The organism is Streptomyces sp. NPDC001889, from assembly GCF_053594535.1.
The window spans coordinates 1-15,572 of record NZ_JBSFER010000008.1; the positions used below are offsets into that span (position 1 = coordinate 1).

Genomic DNA, 15,572 nt, shown 5'->3' on the forward strand with positions numbered 1-15,572 from the left:
AGCCGATTCACCCGCGCATTCACCACCCCATAAGACACACCAACCCCAGCACACTCCACAGCCACAGCCCCCGGCACCAACCCCACCACGGACTCGAACATGATCGGAAGAACTGCCGGTTCGGCCACCGGAATCGTCGAATGCATGAGCGCGCTGCTTCCTTTCGGACGGGCCTGCGTTCCACAAAGTCCAGGCAGCCGTGCCTGGAGTCCTCGGCGTGTATCGCCGTCCAGCCGGTCGGTATGTGCACGGCCTGATGACAGAACGATCGCTCTTCGCCGCCATTCACCGGAAGCGGGCACCAGCGGGCACGACGGAAGCGTCGGAGACGGCGAAGAGGGTCGCCATTCAATTAATCCTTCAATCGACCCGACCGATACATATGAGCCATGCACGCAGGGCGGTCACTCCCGCTTCCCGAATGCGGGCCGGGCGATGAAGGGGGGCGGTCAGCCCCAGGCCGAGTCGTACCGCGCGCCGGTGTGACCGGCCGGCGCGGCGCATGACCCGGCTGAGGCTCTGAAGACGGCCATGACCTGCTGGTACGCGGTCGATGCGGAGAGGGGAAGAAGGGCATAGGCGGGGTAGACGATCCGAGACATTTTCGACACCTCATCGATGTGACTGGTTTCGCGTTTAGCAGTCCCACTTCCACACATGGCAATGCCCGGTCCCGACTTCAACATCGATCACGACCGAGAAAGTATTGCAAGTAATCGTCCCGTCGCCTGCCTAGCGACTCGTCAATCCTGCGCGGATCACGACAGTGATACGAGTCCACCTGGCATCATGATTACGAAACGCGAAAACATGAAAGGGGCGCAAATGTGCCAAGAGACCGACATAGCTTCATATTTCGGGGTACACCTGTGCAATCAGGGACTAGAGCAGTACCATGAGGCGCTCAGAGCGGGCGCAATATCCGGCGAGGTCCTCGATTGCCTGCTCATCTGCGGGCTTCTCCGCCCCCTTCCGGGAACAGCGAATTCCTATGTACCCATCCCGCCGGAAATTGCCCAGTCAGAACTCGCCCGCCCGGTGGAACGCAACATAGAGCGCCACCAGAACACACTCGCGGCGCTGCGTTCCTCCTTTCTGGCTGCGGAGGGTGTCTATCGGAAAGTCCGGCAGCAGGTGGAACTGCCGATCGAGTCCTTAATGGGCGTGGACGTGATCAGCGAGGCGCTACGACTGGCCGTCGGGGCGTGCAAGGAGGAATTACTCACGGCCCAGCCCGGGGGTGGCCGCTCCCCCGATCTGCTGGCCGAGGCCCTGCCTCGGGATCTCGCCCTGGTGCGCAGGGGCGTCCAGCAGCGCACTCTCTACCAGCACAGCGTGCGCTCGCACAGCCCGACACTGGCGTACATCGAACGGGTCCTGGCCGAGGGCGCTCAGGTCAGCACCCTGGACGAGGTGTTCGAGCGGGTCATCATCTGTGACCGCTCCATCGCCTTCATCCCCGGCATCCCGGAACGGAAGACCACGGCCCTCGCCATCCGCCACCCCGGCGCCATCGCCTTTCTCTCCAAGGCCTTCGACCACATGTGGGAGCGGGCGATACCCGTCTCCATCGCCATCGGCCAGCACCGGCCCGATCTGCTCACCAACGCGGTGCGCCGGACCATGCTCCGGATGGTGGTCACCGGCCACACGGACGAGTCCATCGCGGCCCGGCTGGGGGTGAGTTCCCGCACCGTCTCCACCCATATCAAGAAGGTCTCGGAGGCCCTGGGCAGCCGCAGCCGGGCGGAGCTCGGCTATCTCATCTCCCAGCAGCGGCTCCTCGAACCGAAGGAGACCCTCTCCAACTGAGACCATCCCCACCAGCACGGCCCCCACCCCGCCCGCACCACACCGCCAACGCCCGGGACACCCGGCCTCCCCGACCGCACTCCCCGCACGGAGAACCCCGCCGGCCGGCCCCCTCTCACCACCCTGGACATGGAGAGACCCCCTGACCTCGGTGAACCGAGGTCAGGGGGTCTCTCGCGCGTGGAGCCTAGGGGAGTCGAACCCCTGACATCTGCCATGCAAAGACAGCGCTCTACCAACTGAGCTAAGGCCCCATACGGGTGACAGAGTCGAGTACACCGAGCGCCTCGTCCCCGCCGCAGACCAGAGTACCGGGTGCACCCGGTGATCCTGCAAAACGATGGGGGCTGACGATACGCAACCACTCTCCGTAAGATGCTCGTCGTGGTTCGCAGCAGCGAAGCCCGCTTGGGGAAGCGATGGGGAGACGCGCATGGACGCCGCTCAGCAGGAGACAACCGCCAGAGCCAGGGAGCTCCAGCGGAGCTGGTACGGGGAGCCCCTGGGGGCGCTCTTCCGGCGGCTGATAGATGACCTCGGGCTGAACCAGGCGCGGCTCGCCGCTGTGCTCGGTCTGTCGGCCCCCATGCTCTCCCAGCTCATGAGCGGCCAGCGCGCGAAGATCGGCAACCCCGCCGTGGTCCAGCGGGTCCAGGCGCTCCAGGAGCTGGCCGGGCTGGTCTCCGACGGCAGTGTCAGCGCCGCCGAGGCGACCGACCGGATGGAAGAGATCAAGAAGTCCCAGGGGGGCTCCGTGCTGACCGCCGCCAGCCAGACCACCAACAGCTCGGGCGCGCCGACGGTACGCCGGGTGGTGCGGGAGATCCAGTCGCTGCTGCGCTCCGTGGCCGCCGCGGGCGACATCATCGACGCCGCCGACTCGCTCGCCCCCACCCATCCCGAACTGGCAGAGTTCCTCCGGGTGTACGGGGCCGGGCGCACCGCGGACGCCGTCGCGCACTACGAGTCCCACCAGAGCTGACCACCGAGGCCGGGCGGGAACGGATCACGGCCTCACGAGGGAACGGGGAGCGGACGCAGCGCCATGGGTGAGGTCTTCGCCGGCCGGTATGAGCTCGTCGACCCGATCGGGCGCGGCGGGGTGGGCGCCGTCTGGCGCGCCTGGGACCATCGGCGCCGCCGCTATGTGGCGGCGAAGGTGCTCCAGCAGAGCGACGCGCACACCCTGCTCAGATTCGTGCGGGAACAGGCGCTGCGGATCGATCACCCCCATGTCCTCGCCCCGGCCAGCTGGGCCGCGGACGACGACCAGGTGCTCTTCACGATGGACCTGGTGAGCGGCGGCTCCCTCGCCCATGTGATCGGCGACTACGGCCCGTTGCCGGCCCGCTATGTGTGCACCCTGCTCGATCAGCTGCTCTCCGGGCTGGCCGCGGTGCACGCGGAGGGAGTCGTGCACCGGGACATCAAACCGGCCAACGTCCTGCTGGAGGCCACCGGCACCGGCCGCCCCCATCTGCGGCTGTCCGACTTCGGGATCTCCATGCGCAAGGGCGAACCGAGGCTGACCGAGACCAACTACGTCGTGGGGACACCCGGCTACTTCGCGCCCGAGCAAATGGAGGGCGCCGAGCCGGACTTCACGGCCGATCTCTTCGCGGCCGGCCTGGTCGCGCTCTATCTGCTCGAAGGCCAGAAACCCGACTCCAGGGCCCTGGTGGAGTACTTCACCAGCCAGGGGACCCCGGGCGCGCCCCAGGGCGTCCCGGAGCCGCTGTGGCAGGTACTGGCCGGTCTGCTCCAGCCCGACCCGGAGTCCCGCTTCCGCTCGGCCACCGGGGCGCGCAAGGCGCTCGCCGCGGCCGTGGAGGTCCTTCCGGAGGCCGGCCCCGACGACGAACCGGTGGAGATCTTCGACCAACTGGGTCCGCTGCCACCGGGGTTCGGACCCGAGGGCCCGGAGAGCCCGCGCGACCCCGAGCGCCCGGGGCCTCCGCCCGCGGACGCCCCCGGCCGCGCCACCGGACCCACCGGACCCACCGACGCCGCCACCGGCTCCCCGACGCCCGCCACCGCGCCCGCGCCCTCTCCCGTCCCCGTGCCGGGCAGCCCCGGCGCCGTGCGCACCTCCGCCGGACCCTTCGCACCGCCGCCGCACCCGCCGGCACCGACGGGCCGCTTCGCGGTCCCCGTCCCGCCGCCACCGCGGCAGCCGCCCACCCCGCCGCCGCATCCGGCCCAGCCGGCCACCCCGCCGCCGCTGCCCCCGGGCCCGGCGGCCGGGCCCCGGCCGGCCGTCACCGCCGCGTACACCGCCCGGAGCCCCGCCGCGAGCCCCGCCGGGACGCCGGCCCGGCCCGCGCGGCGGTCGCACCGGCGGCGGGGTCCCGGCCCGAAGATCGTGGTCCCGGTGCTGGTGCTGGCGCTGATCTGCTTCACGGTCGGCTTCTGGGCCCTCTCCCAGAACTGACGGGGCCGCCCGCACCGAGCCGGGGCACCGGATTCGCAGACGCGATCATCCGATTCGCAGAAGAGAAGAGCCGGGGAGAAGCCCCGGCGGAGGCGGACAGCACGAAGCCCCGGCCGCTCAGACGGCCGGGGCTTCGCTCAAGACTGCTGCGTCTCACACACCCGAACCTGCGGGCACGGAGTCGGTCGCCTCCGTCCACAGATCCTGCTCGGCGCGATCCGCCTGGATCTGGCGGTACACGAGGAGCCCGCCGATGGCAGCCAGTGCGACCAGGAGAAGCTTCTTCACCGCGCGACCTCGTCTTTCCTTGACGTATGAGGACTTCTGCCGCCCGACTATACACACCGACCGATACCGATCGGTGACCTGAGCCCCCCTCCGCCACGGCCGGCCCGGACGAGTGCGCACCCGAATGCGAACGGCCCGTACGAAGAACTCCGTACGGGCCGATTCACTGCTGTGGGGCTAACAGGATTTGAACCTGTGGCCTCATCCTTATCAGGGATGCGCTCTAACCAACTGAGCTATAGCCCCGCCGCGCTCTGCGCTGACCTCTGAAGATTAGCGCACCTCTGGCGCAGCTCCCAAATCCGTTCCCCGGCGGAGCCGGGAGACGGCTATTCGTCCTCGGCCAGCGTGAGCTCGACACCGCCCACGAAACCGGCGGACAGGTTGTAGATGAACGCCCCGAGCGTCGCCAGCGCGGTGGCGAGCACCACATCGATGACGGCCACGACCGAGGTGAAGATCAGCACGCGCGGCAGCGACAGGAACGACTGGAGGTCGAACCCATTGCTCTCCGTCGAGCCGGTGGCCTCGCTGATCGTCCCGCCGACCGTGGAGAAGACGCCCATGGCGTCCATGACCATCCACAGCACCGCGGCGGCGATCACCGTGCAGATGCCCAGCGCGATCGAGAGCAGGAAACTGACCTTCATGACCGACCACGGGTCGGCCTTCGCGACCCGCAGCCGGGCCTTGCGGGTGCGCGGGGTCGTCCGCGCCCCGGTGCGGGGCAGGCGCATGCCCGACTCGGTCCCATCGGCGCCCTGGGGCGTCTGATAGGCCTGGGGCGGGCGGTAGGGCTGAGCGGCCTTCTTACGGGCCGGCTGCTCGCCGCCGAACATCTCGTACGGGGGGTTGGACCCCCGGCTCTCCGTCACCGTATCCCCCTGGGAGTCCGCGGCAGAGCCACGGGCACCGCTCGATTTGGCAGTATCAGCCGCTCCAGCGGCCGAACCGGCGCCCGTGGCTCCACTCACGCTCTACTCCTCGTGCTCCCCGGCCGAGGGCTCCGTGCCCTCGACTGCCGTCTCGGCCACACCGGTGTCGGCCTCGTCGGTCCCTGCGGCCTCGTCGGTCCCTTCGACCTCTTCGGCCTCACGCCCTGCCTCGGCATTGCGGGCGATGCCGACCACGGCATCCCGCTTGCCCAGGTTGATCAGTTGAACGCCCATGGTGTCACGGCCCGTCTCCCTGACTTCATTGACTCGCGTACGAATCACACCGCCGCCGAGGGTGATGGCGAGAATCTCGTCCGTCTCCTCGACCACCAGGGCACCCACGAGCGTTCCGCGGTCCTCCACGATCTTGGCAGCCTTGATGCCGAGGCCGCCACGACCCTGGACCCGGTACTCGTCCACACCGGTGCGCTTGGCGTACCCACCGTCGGTAGCAGTGAACACGAACGTACCGGGCCGGACGACATTCATCGACAGGAGCTCGTCCCCTTCGCGGAAACTCATCCCCTTGACCCCGGATGTCGCACGCCCCATCGGGCGCAGCGCGTCGTCCGTAGCGGTGAATCGGATCGATTGGGCCTTCTTGCTGATGAGCAGCAGATCGTCCTCGGCCGACACCAGCTCGGCGCCGATCAGCTCGTCGTCGCGGCCGTCCTCGGTCTCCCGGAGATTGATCGCGATGACACCGCCCGACCGCGGCGAGTCGTAGTCCTTCAGCGAGGTCTTCTTGACCAGACCGCCCTTGGTGGCGAGCACCAGATACGGCGCGGCCTCGTAGTCGCGGATGGCGAGGATCTCGGCGATCTGCTCATCCGGCTGGAAGGCCAGCAGATTGGCCACATGCTGTCCGCGCGCGTCCCGCCCGGCGTCCGGCAGCTCGTACGCCTTGGCCCGGTAGACCCGGCCCTTGTTGGTGAAGAAGAGCAGCCAGTGGTGGGTGGTGGAGACGAAGAAGTGGTCGACGATGTCGTCTTCCTTGAGCTTGGTGCCCCGGACGCCCTTGCCGCCGCGCTTCTGCGAGCGGTAGTCGTCCGTCTTCGTGCGCTTCACATAGCCGCCGCGCGAGATGGTGACGACGATGTCCTCCTCGGCGATCAGGTCCTCGATGGACATGTCACCGTCGAAGGGCACCAGCATGGAGCGCCGGTCGTCGCCGAACTTCTCCACGATCACGGCCAGCTCTTCGCTGACGATCGCGCGCTGCTTCTCCGGGGAGGCGAGGATCGCGTTGTACTCGTTGATCTTCGCCTGGAGCTCGTCGTGCTCCGCGACGATCTTCTGCCGCTCCAGGGCGGCCAGCCGGCGGAGCTGCATCTCCAGGATGGCGTTGGCCTGGATCTCGTCGATGGAGAGCAGCTCCATCAGGCCGCCGCGGGCGATCTCGACGGTGTCGCTGCGCCGGATCAGCGCGATGACGTCGTCGATGGAGTCCAGCGCCTTGAGGAGACCGCGCAGGATGTGCGCCCGCTCCTCCGCCTTGCGCAGCCGGAACTTGGTGCGCCGGACGATGACCTCGATCTGGTGGTGCACCCAGTGGCGGATGAAGGCGTCCAGCGACAGGGTGCGCGGCACTCCGTCGACCAGCGCCAGCATGTTCGCGCCGAAGTTCGTCTGGAGGTCGGTGTGCTTGTAGAGGTTGTTCAGCACCACCTTCGCGACCGCGTCCCGCTTGAGGACGATGACCAGGCGCTGGCCGGTCCGCGACGAGGTCTCGTCGCGGACGTCGGCGATCCCGCCGATCTTGCCGTCCTTCACCAGGTCGGCGATCTTCTGCGCGAGGTTGTCGGGGTTGACCTGGTACGGAAGCTCCGTGACCACCAGGCACTGGCGGTTCTGGATCTCCTCGACCTCGACGACGGCGCGCATGGTGATGGAGCCGCGGCCGGTGCGGTACGCCTCCTCGATGCCCTTGCGGCCCACGACCAGCGCGCCGGTCGGGAAGTCGGGGCCCTTGATGCGCTCGATCAGCGCGTCGAGCAGCTCCTCGTGGCTCGCCTCGGGGTGCTCCAGCGCCCACTGGGCGCCGGCCGCGACCTCGCGCAGATTGTGCGGCGGGATATTGGTCGCCATGCCGACCGCGATTCCCGCCGAGCCGTTCACCAGCAGGTTCGGGATACGGGCCGGGAGGACCGTCGGCTCCTGGTTGCGGCCGTCGTAGTTGTCCTGGAAGTCGACGGTCTCCTCGTCGATGTCCCGGAGCATCTCCATCGACAGCGGCTTGAGCTTGCACTCGGTGTACCGCATCGCGGCGGCCGGGTCATTGCCCGGGGAGCCGAAGTTTCCGTTGGAGTCCACCAGCGGCAGACGCATCGACCACGGCTGGGCGAGCCGCACCAGGGCGTCGTAGATCGAGGAGTCGCCGTGCGGGTGGTACGTACCCATGACGTCACCGACGACGCGGGCGCACTTGTAGAAGCCCTTCTCGGGCCGGTAGCCGCCGTCGTACATCGCGTAGAGCACCCGGCGGTGGACGGGCTTGAGACCGTCCCGCACGTCGGGGAGCGCGCGCGAGACGATCACGGACATCGCGTAGTCGAGGTACGAGCGCTGCATCTCGGTTTCGAGCCCGACGGGCTCGATCCGCATCGCGAACGCGGCTTCGGCGGAGGCAGGGGTGGGTGTCTCGTCGGCCATTGCTGGTCTTCAGTCCTTTCGTGCGGTCAGCTGAGACCGACTCAGATGTCGAGGAAGCGGACGTCCTTGGCATTGCGCTGGATGAAGGAACGCCGGGCCTCGACGTCCTCACCCATCAGCACCGAGAACAGGTCGTCGGCCTGGGCCGCGTCGTCCAGGGTGACCTGGCCGAGGACGCGGTGCTCCTGGTCCATGGTGGTGATGCGCAGCTCCTCGGCGTTCATCTCGCCCAGACCCTTGAAGCGCTGGATCGAGTCCTCGCGGGTGCGCTTGCCCGACTGCTTGCCCAGCTCCACCAGGGCGTCGCGCTCACGGTCCGAGTACGCGTACTCGAAGTCGTCCCGACCCCACTTGATCTTGTACAGCGGCGGGCGGGAGAGGAAGACATGGCCGGCCTCGACCAGGGGCCGCATGAAGCGGAAGAGGAAGGTCAGCAGCAGGGTGTTGATGTGCTGGCCGTCGACATCGGCGTCCGCCATCAGGATGATCTTGTGATAGCGGAGCTTCTCGATGTCGAAGTCCTCGTGGACCCCGGTGCCGAAGGCCGAGATCAGCGCCTGGACCTCGGTGTTCTGGAGGATCTTGTCGATCCGGGCCTTCTCGACGTTCAGGATCTTGCCGCGGATGGGCAGGATGGCCTGGTACATCGGGTTGCGGCCGGACTTCGCCGAACCGCCGGCGGAGTCACCCTCGACGATGAAGATCTCGCACTTGGTGGGGTCGTTCGACTGGCAGTCGCTGAGCTTGCCGGGCAGGGAGGCCGACTCCAGCAGCCCCTTGCGGCGGGTCAGATCACGGGCCTTGCGGGCGGCGACACGCGCCGTCTGCGCCTGGATCGACTTGCGGATGATGTCCGCCGCCTCGTTGGGGTTGCGGTCGAACCAGTCGGTGAGGTGCTCGTGCACGACCTTCTGGACGAAGGTCTTCGCCTCCGTGTTGCCCAGCTTGGTCTTGGTCTGGCCCTCGAACTGCGGCTCGCCCAGCTTGACGGAGATGATCGCCGTCAGACCCTCGCGGATATCCTCGCCGGAGAGGTTGTCGTCCTTCTCGCGGAGGAGCTTCTTGTCGCGGGCGTAGCGGTTGACGAGGCCGGTGAGCGCGGCGCGGAACCCTTCCTCATGCGTACCCCCCTCATGCGTGTGGATGGTGTTCGCAAAGGAGTAAACGCCCTCGGTGTACTGAGAGTTCCACTGCATCGCGATCTCGACGGAGAGCTGCCGCTCCCGGTCCTCCGCCTCGATGTCGATCACCGTGGGGTGGATCAGCTCGCCCTTGCGCGAGTTGAGGTACTTCACGAAGTCGACGATGCCGCCCTCGTAGTGGTACGTGACCGTGCGGACCTGCTCCCGCTCCGCCTCCTCGGCGATGTCGGCGCCCGCGGTGGCCTTGGCCGACTCGCGCTCGTCGGTCAGCTTCAGGGTGAGGCCCTTGTTGAGGAAGGCCATCTCCTGGAAGCGGCGCGACAGCGTCTCGAAGGAGTACTCCGTCGTCTCGAAGACGTCGCCGTCGGCCCAGAAGGTGACGGTGGTGCCGCTCTCGTCGGTCTCCTCGTTCCGCGCGAGGGGCGCGGTCGGGACACCGAGCTTGTAGTCCTGGGTCCAGCGGTAGCCGTCCCGCTTGACCTCGACGGAGACCTTGGAGGAGAGGGCGTTCACCACGGAGACGCCGACGCCGTGCAGACCGCCGGAGACGGAGTAGCCGCCGCCGCCGAACTTGCCGCCGGCGTGCAGCACCGTGAGGACGACCTCGACGGCGGGCTTGTTCTCGGACGGGACGATGCCCACCGGGATGCCGCGGCCGTTGTCGACGACGCGCACGCCGCCGTCGGCCAGGATCGTCACGTCGATGGAGTCCGCGTGCCCGGCCATGGCCTCGTCGACGGAGTTGTCGACGACCTCTTGGACCAGGTGATGAAGCCCACGCTCACCGGTCGAGCCGATGTACATGCCGGGGCGCTTGCGGACCGCGTCCAGCCCTTCGAGGACGGTGATCGCGCTGGCGTCGTACGAGGCGGTGACCTCGCCGTGCCCGCCGGCGGGGGTGGACGGGATGTTCTCGTTGGGGTTGCCGGAATCGGCCACGAAGCGCCCTTTCTGGCACAGCACAAGCCGTTCTCCGGGCAAGCGGGAGCGGCTGCGTCGTTCGACATGTTCCGCGAGGTGGCGGGATTGTTGTTCAGTCTACCGGTACGGCCGACGGTCATGGGGGTTTGGCGGTAGCTGAGTCCGCATGTGCCGCCCTGAACACGGTCGGTCCGACTCCCCATATGCGGGAAGGGGCTCCAAGAGGCTCACACCGGCATTGAGCGCTTCGGCCTGTCAATGGCCGGATACGGTGAGGGAGGGGGTCGGCCGAGGGGTCCGGCACCCCGCCGGGACCAACCGGAAACCACCATTCCGCAGGGCGAAAGCCAATAAAACGGACCAGGCCCCCGGGGGCTCAGCCGTAGGTGTCCCCGGGGCCCACGCTCCCGGGCGCCCGCAGGGGTCCGTACCCCTTGCGCGGACCGCCCGGCCCCAGCACCTTGATCACTCTGACGGTGCCGTGCCCGAGGTCCTCGTTCAGCCGGGCCACCAGCCTCGGCGCCAGCAGCCGGAGCTGTGTCGCCCAGGCCGTCGAGTCGCACTGCACGGTGAGCACTCGCTCGCCGGGGTCCTCGTCGTACCGCAGCGGGACGCAGTGGTTCGCCAGGTCGTCGCCCACGATCTGCGGCCAGCGGCCCATCACCCCGCCCACCGCGGCCGGGGTCTCCCAGCCGCGCTCGGTGATCAGACGGTTGATCGCGGCCCCCAGCGCCAGCGGGTCACGGCCATCCGCACGCGCCCCGGAGCGCAGTCCTCCGCCCCGCCTGGCCTGCCGCTTCTCCTGTGCGGCGGCGCCCCGGGCGCGGGCCTGCTCCTTGGCCGCGCGCAGGGCGACCCGGGCGAGGTCCACCCCCGAGGGCTCGGGCACCGCGGGCGGCACCGGCACGGAGGGCGTGCCCGCGCCCGGCGCTCCGGCGGAGGGCGTGGGCCGCGGCGCGCCACCGGCGGCTCCCGCCGCACCCGCGCCGAACAGATCGTTCATACCCGTGCCACCTCTCCACCGGCCACGGCGTACCTCGCCCCGGCCAGCACCCCCGGAACGTCGTCGTCCACGGCGGCGGTCACCAGCACCTGCTCGCCCGGGGCCACCAGCTCCGCGAGCCGTTCGCGGCGCCGGGCGTCCAGCTCGGCGAAGACGTCGTCCAGGACGAGAACGGGCTCGGCCCCCTCCGCCCGCAGCAGGTCGTACGAGGCGAGCCGCAGCGCGAGCGCGTACGACCAGGACTCGCCATGGCTCGCGTACCCCTTCGCGGGCAGCCGGCCCAGCCGCAGCACCAGGTCGTCGCGGTGCGGTCCCACCAGGGTCACACCCCGCTCGATCTCCTGTTTGCGCACTCCGCCGAGCGCGGCCATCATCCGGGCGTACAGCTCCTCGCGGCCGTGCCCGCCCGGCTCGGCGCCGGTCTCCGGGCCGGTCTCCGCACCGGGCCCGCTCGTTCCACCCGCCCCGGCCGCCTCGGCAGCCGATGAGCGGTACTCCAGGACAACCGGTCCGCCGCCGGGGGCCAGCGACTCGTACGCCTTGTCGGCCAGCGGCTGAAGCGCCCCGATCAGCTCCATCCGCCGCGCCAGCAGCTCCGCGCCCGCGCGCGCCAGATGCTGGTCCCACACATCCAGGGTGGACAGATCCGCCCCCGACCTCGACCCGCCGTGGCGCCGGGCCAGCGCGGCCGACTTCAGCAGGGTGTTCCGCTGCTTGAGCACCCGCTCGTAGTCGGAGCGCACCCCGGCCATGCGCGGCGAGCGCGCGGTGACCAGCTCGTCCAGAAAGCGCCGCCGGTCGCCCGGGTCGCCCTTCACCAGCGCCAGATCCTCCGGCGCGAACAGCACGGTACGGACGATCCCCAGCACATCACGCGGTCTGACCTGCGACGATCGATTGATACGGGCCCGGTTCGCCTTCCCCGGGTTGAGTTCGAGCTCGACCAGTTGGGAGCGGTCGCCCTGGGTGACGGCGGCCCGTATCACCGCGCGCTCGGCGCCGGCCCGGACCAGCGGGGCGTCCGAGGAGACCCGGTGGCTGGCGAGGGTGGCCAGATAGCCGACCGCCTCGACGAGGTTGGTCTTCCCCTGGCCGTTCGGCCCCACGAAAGCGGTGATGCCCGGGTCGAGCGGGACCTCGACCCGGGCGTACGAGCGGAAGTCGGCCAACGACAGATGCGTGACGTGCATGGATATGGGCCGACCTCCCCCGGCTCAGGGACTACTTCTTGTTCTCCACCGCGTGGCCGCCGAACTGGTTGCGCAGTGCGGCGATCATCTTCATCTGCGGGGAGTCGTCCTGGCGGGAGGCGAAGCGCGCGAAGAGCGAGGCGGTGATCGCCGGCAGCGGCACGGCGTTGTCGATGGCGGCCTCGACCGTCCACCGGCCCTCGCCGCTGTCCTGTGCGAAGCCGCGCAGCCGGTCCAGGTGCTCGTCCTCGTCCAGGGCGTTGACGGCCAGGTCGAGCAGCCAGGAGCGGATCACGGTCCCCTCCTGCCAGGAGCGGAAGACCTCACGGACATCGGTGACCGAGTCGACCTTCTCCAGCAGCTCCCAGCCCTCGGCGTAGGCCTGCATCATGGCGTACTCGATGCCGTTGTGGACCATCTTGGCGAAGTGGCCGGCGCCGACCTTGCCCGCGTGGACCGAACCGAACTCGCCCGCGGGCTTGAGCGCGTCGAAGATGGGCTGCACCCGGGCGACGTGGTCGGCGTGGCCGCCGTACATCAGCGCGTAGCCGTTCTCCAGGCCCCAGACGCCGCCGGAGACTCCGCAGTCGACGAAGCCGATGCCCTTGATGCCCAGCTCGACGGCGTGGCGCTCGTCGTCGGTCCAGCGGGAGTTGCCGCCGTCGACGACGACATCGCCGGGGGAGAGCAGCTCCGCCAGCTCGTCGATGGTGGACTGGGTCGCGGCGCCGGCCGGGACCATCACCCACACCACGCGCGGGCCCTCCAGCCCGTCCACAAGCTCCTTGAGGCTGTGGACATCGGCGAGGTCCGGGTTGCGGTCGTAACCGATGACGGTGTGGCCCGCGCGGCGGATGCGCTCGCGCATGTTGCCGCCCATTTTGCCGAGGCCGACGAGGCCGAGCTGCATCTCAGTGTCCTTAAGCGTCGAAAGTGCCGGTGCGGAAACCGCGTAATCCGGTTCCGAGCCTACGCCGGAGCGCGGCGCACAGCCCGACGGGCCTGCCCGGGCGGCGAGCAGGCCCGTCGTGAGCCGGGCGGCCGGGCTCAGCCCGAGAGCCGTACGGGCATGATCAGGTACTTGTAGGCCTCGTCCGCCTCGGCGTCCAGGGCGGGCTTGCCACTGAGCAGCGCGGGCTTGGTGGAGGTGGTGAACGAGAGCTGGGCGACCGGGGAGTCGATCGCGCTCAGCCCGTCGAGCAGGAAGGTCGGGTTGAAGGCGATCGAGATGTCGTCGCCCTCCAGCTGGGCGTCGACGCGCTCCACAGCCTGTGCGTCGTCGCTGGAGCCGGCCTCCAGGATCAGCACGCCCTGCTCGAAGCTCAGCCGGACCGGAGTGTTCCGCTCGGCGACGAGGGCGACGCGCTTGACGGCCTCGACGAACGGCGCGGTCTCGATCACGGCCACCGAGTTGAACTCGGTCGGGAAGAGCGTCCGGTACTTCGGCAGATCGCCTTCGAGCAGCCGGGTGGTGGTCCGGCGCCCGGCACCCTCGAAGCCGATCAGGCCCTCGCCCTTGCCGGAGCCGGAGAGCGCGAGAGTGACCGTGTCACCGCTGGTCAGCGCCTTGGCGGTGTCCAGGAGCGTCTTGGCGGGCACCAGCGCGACGGCGGAGGCGTCGGCGTTCTCCGGCTTCCACAGGAACTCGCGGACCGCGAAGCGGTAGCGGTCGGTGGAGGCCAGGGTGACCGTCTCGCCCTCGATCTCGATGCGCACACCGGTGAGGACGGGGAGGGTGTCGTCGCGGCCCGCGGCGATGGCGACCTGGGCGGCGGCGGAGGCGAAGATCTCGCCGGGCACCGTGCCGGTCGCGGTCGGCATCTCGGGCAGCGCGGGGTACTCCTCCACCGGAAGGGTGTGGAGGGTGAAGCGGGAGGAGCCGCAGACCACGGTCGCCCGTACACCGTCTGTGGAGATCTCCACGGGGCGGTTGGGGAGGGCCCGGCAGATGTCGGCGAGGAGCCGGCCGGAGACGAGAACCGTGCCGTCCTCGTCGACCTCGGCCTCGACGGAGACCTTCGCCGAGACCTCGTAGTCGAAGCTGGAGAAGCTGAGCGCCCCGTCCTCGGCCTTCAGCAGGAGGCCAGCGAGCACGGGCGCCGGCGGACGGGCCGGGAGGCTCCGGGCCACCCACGCCACCGCCTCCGCGAGTACATCGCGCTCAACCCGGATCTTCACCGGAACCGCCTCCTGCTGTTGCTGGCTCGCCTTGCTGGCCTTCGTCGTCGGCTGTGTCGCCGGGGACCAGTCTGACGCACCGCACTGACAGTCGGCGCTGCTCGGGGTCAAGTCGTGATCGGGGGTGTCGCGGCCGACCGGGCCGAGTTGTGCACAGCCCCCGCTTCCAAGCGATTTCCCCGGTAACTCTAGGTGGGAGTAGTAGTAGGGCCTGTGGAAACGGTGGATAACCCCGTTTTCGCAGGTCAGGCCCTGTTTTTTATCCACCGCGCCTGTGGGTGGCGCCGGTGGATAACCGGGTGCTTCTGTGGACACCGAAAAGTTCTGCACAGGCCATGCACAGGGCATGGGGAGTTCTCCCCAGCCCTGTCCCCAGCTTTACCCAGGTTCCCCACAGCCCAATCCGGCTCTCTGGTGTGACGGCTTTCACTCGACACGGTGAGAGCGGCCCGGATGTTGCCGAACAGTGGACAGCGGTGTGGACAAGCTGTGGGCAACCCCGCGCTGCCTGTGGGCGGCCCGTGGACAACTTTGATCACAGCCTGTGGACGGATTCTCTGTCCACAGGCTGTGGATGAAGGTTTGCCACAATTCCACAGGGAGCTGACCTGCTGGGATGATCTTCGGACGGCTCGGGCTGTGGACACAGTCTGGACAACTTCCCAGTCCCCAGGCTGTGGATGGAGGATTCTGCCTCAGCCTGTGGAGAAGCCGCTCCCGCGGGCCCGTATTCGAACAGCGCCGGCGGGGCCGATGCGCCGGGAACGGGCGCGCGGACGTGCCGCGAGGCGCCGGAAGAGCCTTCGGGGCGGCTCCGGGGCGGCTCCGGAGAAGGGTCGAGGGGTGTCCACAGCGGGGTTGGGGGCGGCCCGGAGCGGTCCTGGGCCGGGCCCGGGGCGGTCCAGGGCGGTCCTGGACCCGGGCCCGGGACCGGGGAGGGTTCGGAGAGCGGCGCGGCGCCTGCTCAGCCGGCTGTGCGCCGTGCTCAGGGGTGGCCCCGCTCCGGACCCGGGACAGCGG

Annotated in this window: 13 protein-coding genes and 2 tRNA genes; 3 read left to right on the plus strand and 12 right to left on the minus strand. The window is 69.2% G+C overall.

Going from position 1 to position 15,572, the window contains the following annotated elements; genetic code table 11:
• Positions 1 to 19 precede the first annotated feature (19 nt).
• Together ACWCRA_RS10325 and ACWCRA_RS10330 are read right to left on the minus strand one after the other, a co-directional pair.
• Positions 20 to 289 (minus strand): MbtH family NRPS accessory protein, encoded by a 270-nt coding sequence (locus ACWCRA_RS10325; RefSeq protein ID WP_351558623.1) that lies wholly within the window; start codon positions 287 to 289, stop codon positions 20 to 22.
• A gap of 160 nt (positions 290 to 449) precedes the next feature.
• Positions 450 to 602 carry a hypothetical protein gene (locus tag ACWCRA_RS10330; protein WP_351558625.1) on the minus strand — a complete coding sequence of 51 codons (153 nt, stop codon included), beginning with the start codon at positions 600 to 602 and terminating at the stop codon, positions 450 to 452.
• Positions 603 to 1,038: 436 nt separating this feature from the next.
• Between ACWCRA_RS10330 and ACWCRA_RS10335 the strand changes: the two genes are divergently transcribed.
• The gene (locus ACWCRA_RS10335) at positions 1,039 to 1,812 is read left to right on the plus strand and encodes a helix-turn-helix transcriptional regulator (protein WP_351558627.1); all 774 of its coding nucleotides are present in this window, start codon (positions 1,039 to 1,041) and stop codon (positions 1,810 to 1,812) included.
• Between the two features lie 181 nt (positions 1,813 to 1,993).
• Here ACWCRA_RS10335 and ACWCRA_RS10340 read toward each other — a convergent pair.
• A tRNA-Ala gene (locus ACWCRA_RS10340) sits at positions 1,994 to 2,066 on the minus strand.
• A gap of 179 nt (positions 2,067 to 2,245) precedes the next feature.
• Here ACWCRA_RS10340 and ACWCRA_RS10345 point away from each other — a divergent pair.
• Positions 2,246 to 2,794, plus strand: a complete 549-nt coding sequence (locus ACWCRA_RS10345) for a helix-turn-helix domain-containing protein (protein WP_351558629.1) — start codon at positions 2,246 to 2,248, stop codon at positions 2,792 to 2,794.
• Positions 2,795 to 2,857: 63 nt separating this feature from the next.
• Positions 2,858 to 4,243, plus strand: coding sequence for a serine/threonine-protein kinase (locus ACWCRA_RS10350; protein WP_451067233.1), 1,386 nt, complete (start codon positions 2,858 to 2,860; stop codon positions 4,241 to 4,243).
• 153 nt (positions 4,244 to 4,396) lie between these two features.
• On the opposite strand, the gene ACWCRA_RS10355 is transcribed toward ACWCRA_RS10350, so the two are convergent.
• The 9 genes from ACWCRA_RS10355 to dnaN form a co-directional block, all read right to left on the minus strand.
• Positions 4,397 to 4,531 carry a DLW-39 family protein gene (locus ACWCRA_RS10355; protein ID WP_003958712.1) on the minus strand — a complete coding sequence of 45 codons (135 nt, stop codon included), beginning with the start codon at positions 4,529 to 4,531 and terminating at the stop codon, positions 4,397 to 4,399.
• Between the two features lie 172 nt (positions 4,532 to 4,703).
• A tRNA-Ile gene (locus ACWCRA_RS10360) sits at positions 4,704 to 4,777 on the minus strand.
• Between the two features lie 83 nt (positions 4,778 to 4,860).
• Positions 4,861 to 5,505: a DUF3566 domain-containing protein gene (locus tag ACWCRA_RS10365; RefSeq protein ID WP_351558632.1), complete on the minus strand. Its 645-nt coding sequence runs from the start codon at positions 5,503 to 5,505 to the stop codon at positions 4,861 to 4,863.
• Between the two features lie 3 nt (positions 5,506 to 5,508).
• The gene (gene gyrA / locus ACWCRA_RS10370; RefSeq protein ID WP_451067234.1) at positions 5,509 to 8,118 is read right to left on the minus strand and encodes a DNA gyrase subunit A; all 2,610 of its coding nucleotides are present in this window, start codon (positions 8,116 to 8,118) and stop codon (positions 5,509 to 5,511) included.
• Between the two features lie 41 nt (positions 8,119 to 8,159).
• Positions 8,160 to 10,223 carry a DNA topoisomerase (ATP-hydrolyzing) subunit B gene (gyrB, locus tag ACWCRA_RS10375; protein WP_451067235.1) on the minus strand — a complete coding sequence of 688 codons (2,064 nt, stop codon included), beginning with the start codon at positions 10,221 to 10,223 and terminating at the stop codon, positions 8,160 to 8,162.
• Positions 10,224 to 10,557: 334 nt separating this feature from the next.
• Positions 10,558 to 11,184 carry a DUF721 domain-containing protein gene (locus ACWCRA_RS10380; RefSeq protein ID WP_351558638.1) on the minus strand — a complete coding sequence of 209 codons (627 nt, stop codon included), beginning with the start codon at positions 11,182 to 11,184 and terminating at the stop codon, positions 10,558 to 10,560.
• Positions 11,181 to 12,374: a DNA replication/repair protein RecF gene (recF, locus tag ACWCRA_RS10385; RefSeq protein WP_351558640.1), complete on the minus strand. Its 1,194-nt coding sequence runs from the start codon at positions 12,372 to 12,374 to the stop codon at positions 11,181 to 11,183. Before recF ends, ACWCRA_RS10380 begins: the two co-directional genes overlap by 4 nt.
• A 31-nt stretch (positions 12,375 to 12,405) precedes the next feature.
• Positions 12,406 to 13,284 carry a phosphogluconate dehydrogenase (NAD(+)-dependent, decarboxylating) gene (gene gnd, locus ACWCRA_RS10390; protein WP_351558642.1) on the minus strand — a complete coding sequence of 293 codons (879 nt, stop codon included), beginning with the start codon at positions 13,282 to 13,284 and terminating at the stop codon, positions 12,406 to 12,408.
• A gap of 137 nt (positions 13,285 to 13,421) precedes the next feature.
• The gene (gene dnaN, locus ACWCRA_RS10395) at positions 13,422 to 14,552 is read right to left on the minus strand and encodes a DNA polymerase III subunit beta (protein ID WP_351558644.1); all 1,131 of its coding nucleotides are present in this window, start codon (positions 14,550 to 14,552) and stop codon (positions 13,422 to 13,424) included.
• Between the last annotated feature and the right edge of the window lie 1,020 nt (positions 14,553 to 15,572).

Excerpts from the sequence above, each read along its gene's own strand:
- ACWCRA_RS10330 (WP_351558625.1), bottom strand. The coding sequence starts at position 602 with ATGTCTCGGATCGTCTACCCCGCCTATGCCCTTCTTCCCCTCTCCGCA.
- ACWCRA_RS10345 (WP_351558629.1), top strand. The coding sequence starts at position 2,246 with ATGGACGCCGCTCAGCAGGAGACAACCGCCAGAGCCAGGGAGCTCCAG.
- ACWCRA_RS10350 (WP_451067233.1), top strand. The coding sequence starts at position 2,858 with ATGGGTGAGGTCTTCGCCGGCCGGTATGAGCTCGTCGACCCGATCGGG.
- gyrA (WP_451067234.1), bottom strand. The coding sequence starts at position 8,118 with ATGGCCGACGAGACACCCACCCCTGCCTCCGCCGAAGCCGCGTTCGCG.
- ACWCRA_RS10380 (WP_351558638.1), bottom strand. The coding sequence starts at position 11,184 with ATGAACGATCTGTTCGGCGCGGGTGCGGCGGGAGCCGCCGGTGGCGCG.
- recF (WP_351558640.1), bottom strand. The coding sequence starts at position 12,374 with ATGCACGTCACGCATCTGTCGTTGGCCGACTTCCGCTCGTACGCCCGG.
- gnd (WP_351558642.1), bottom strand. The coding sequence starts at position 13,284 with ATGCAGCTCGGCCTCGTCGGCCTCGGCAAAATGGGCGGCAACATGCGC.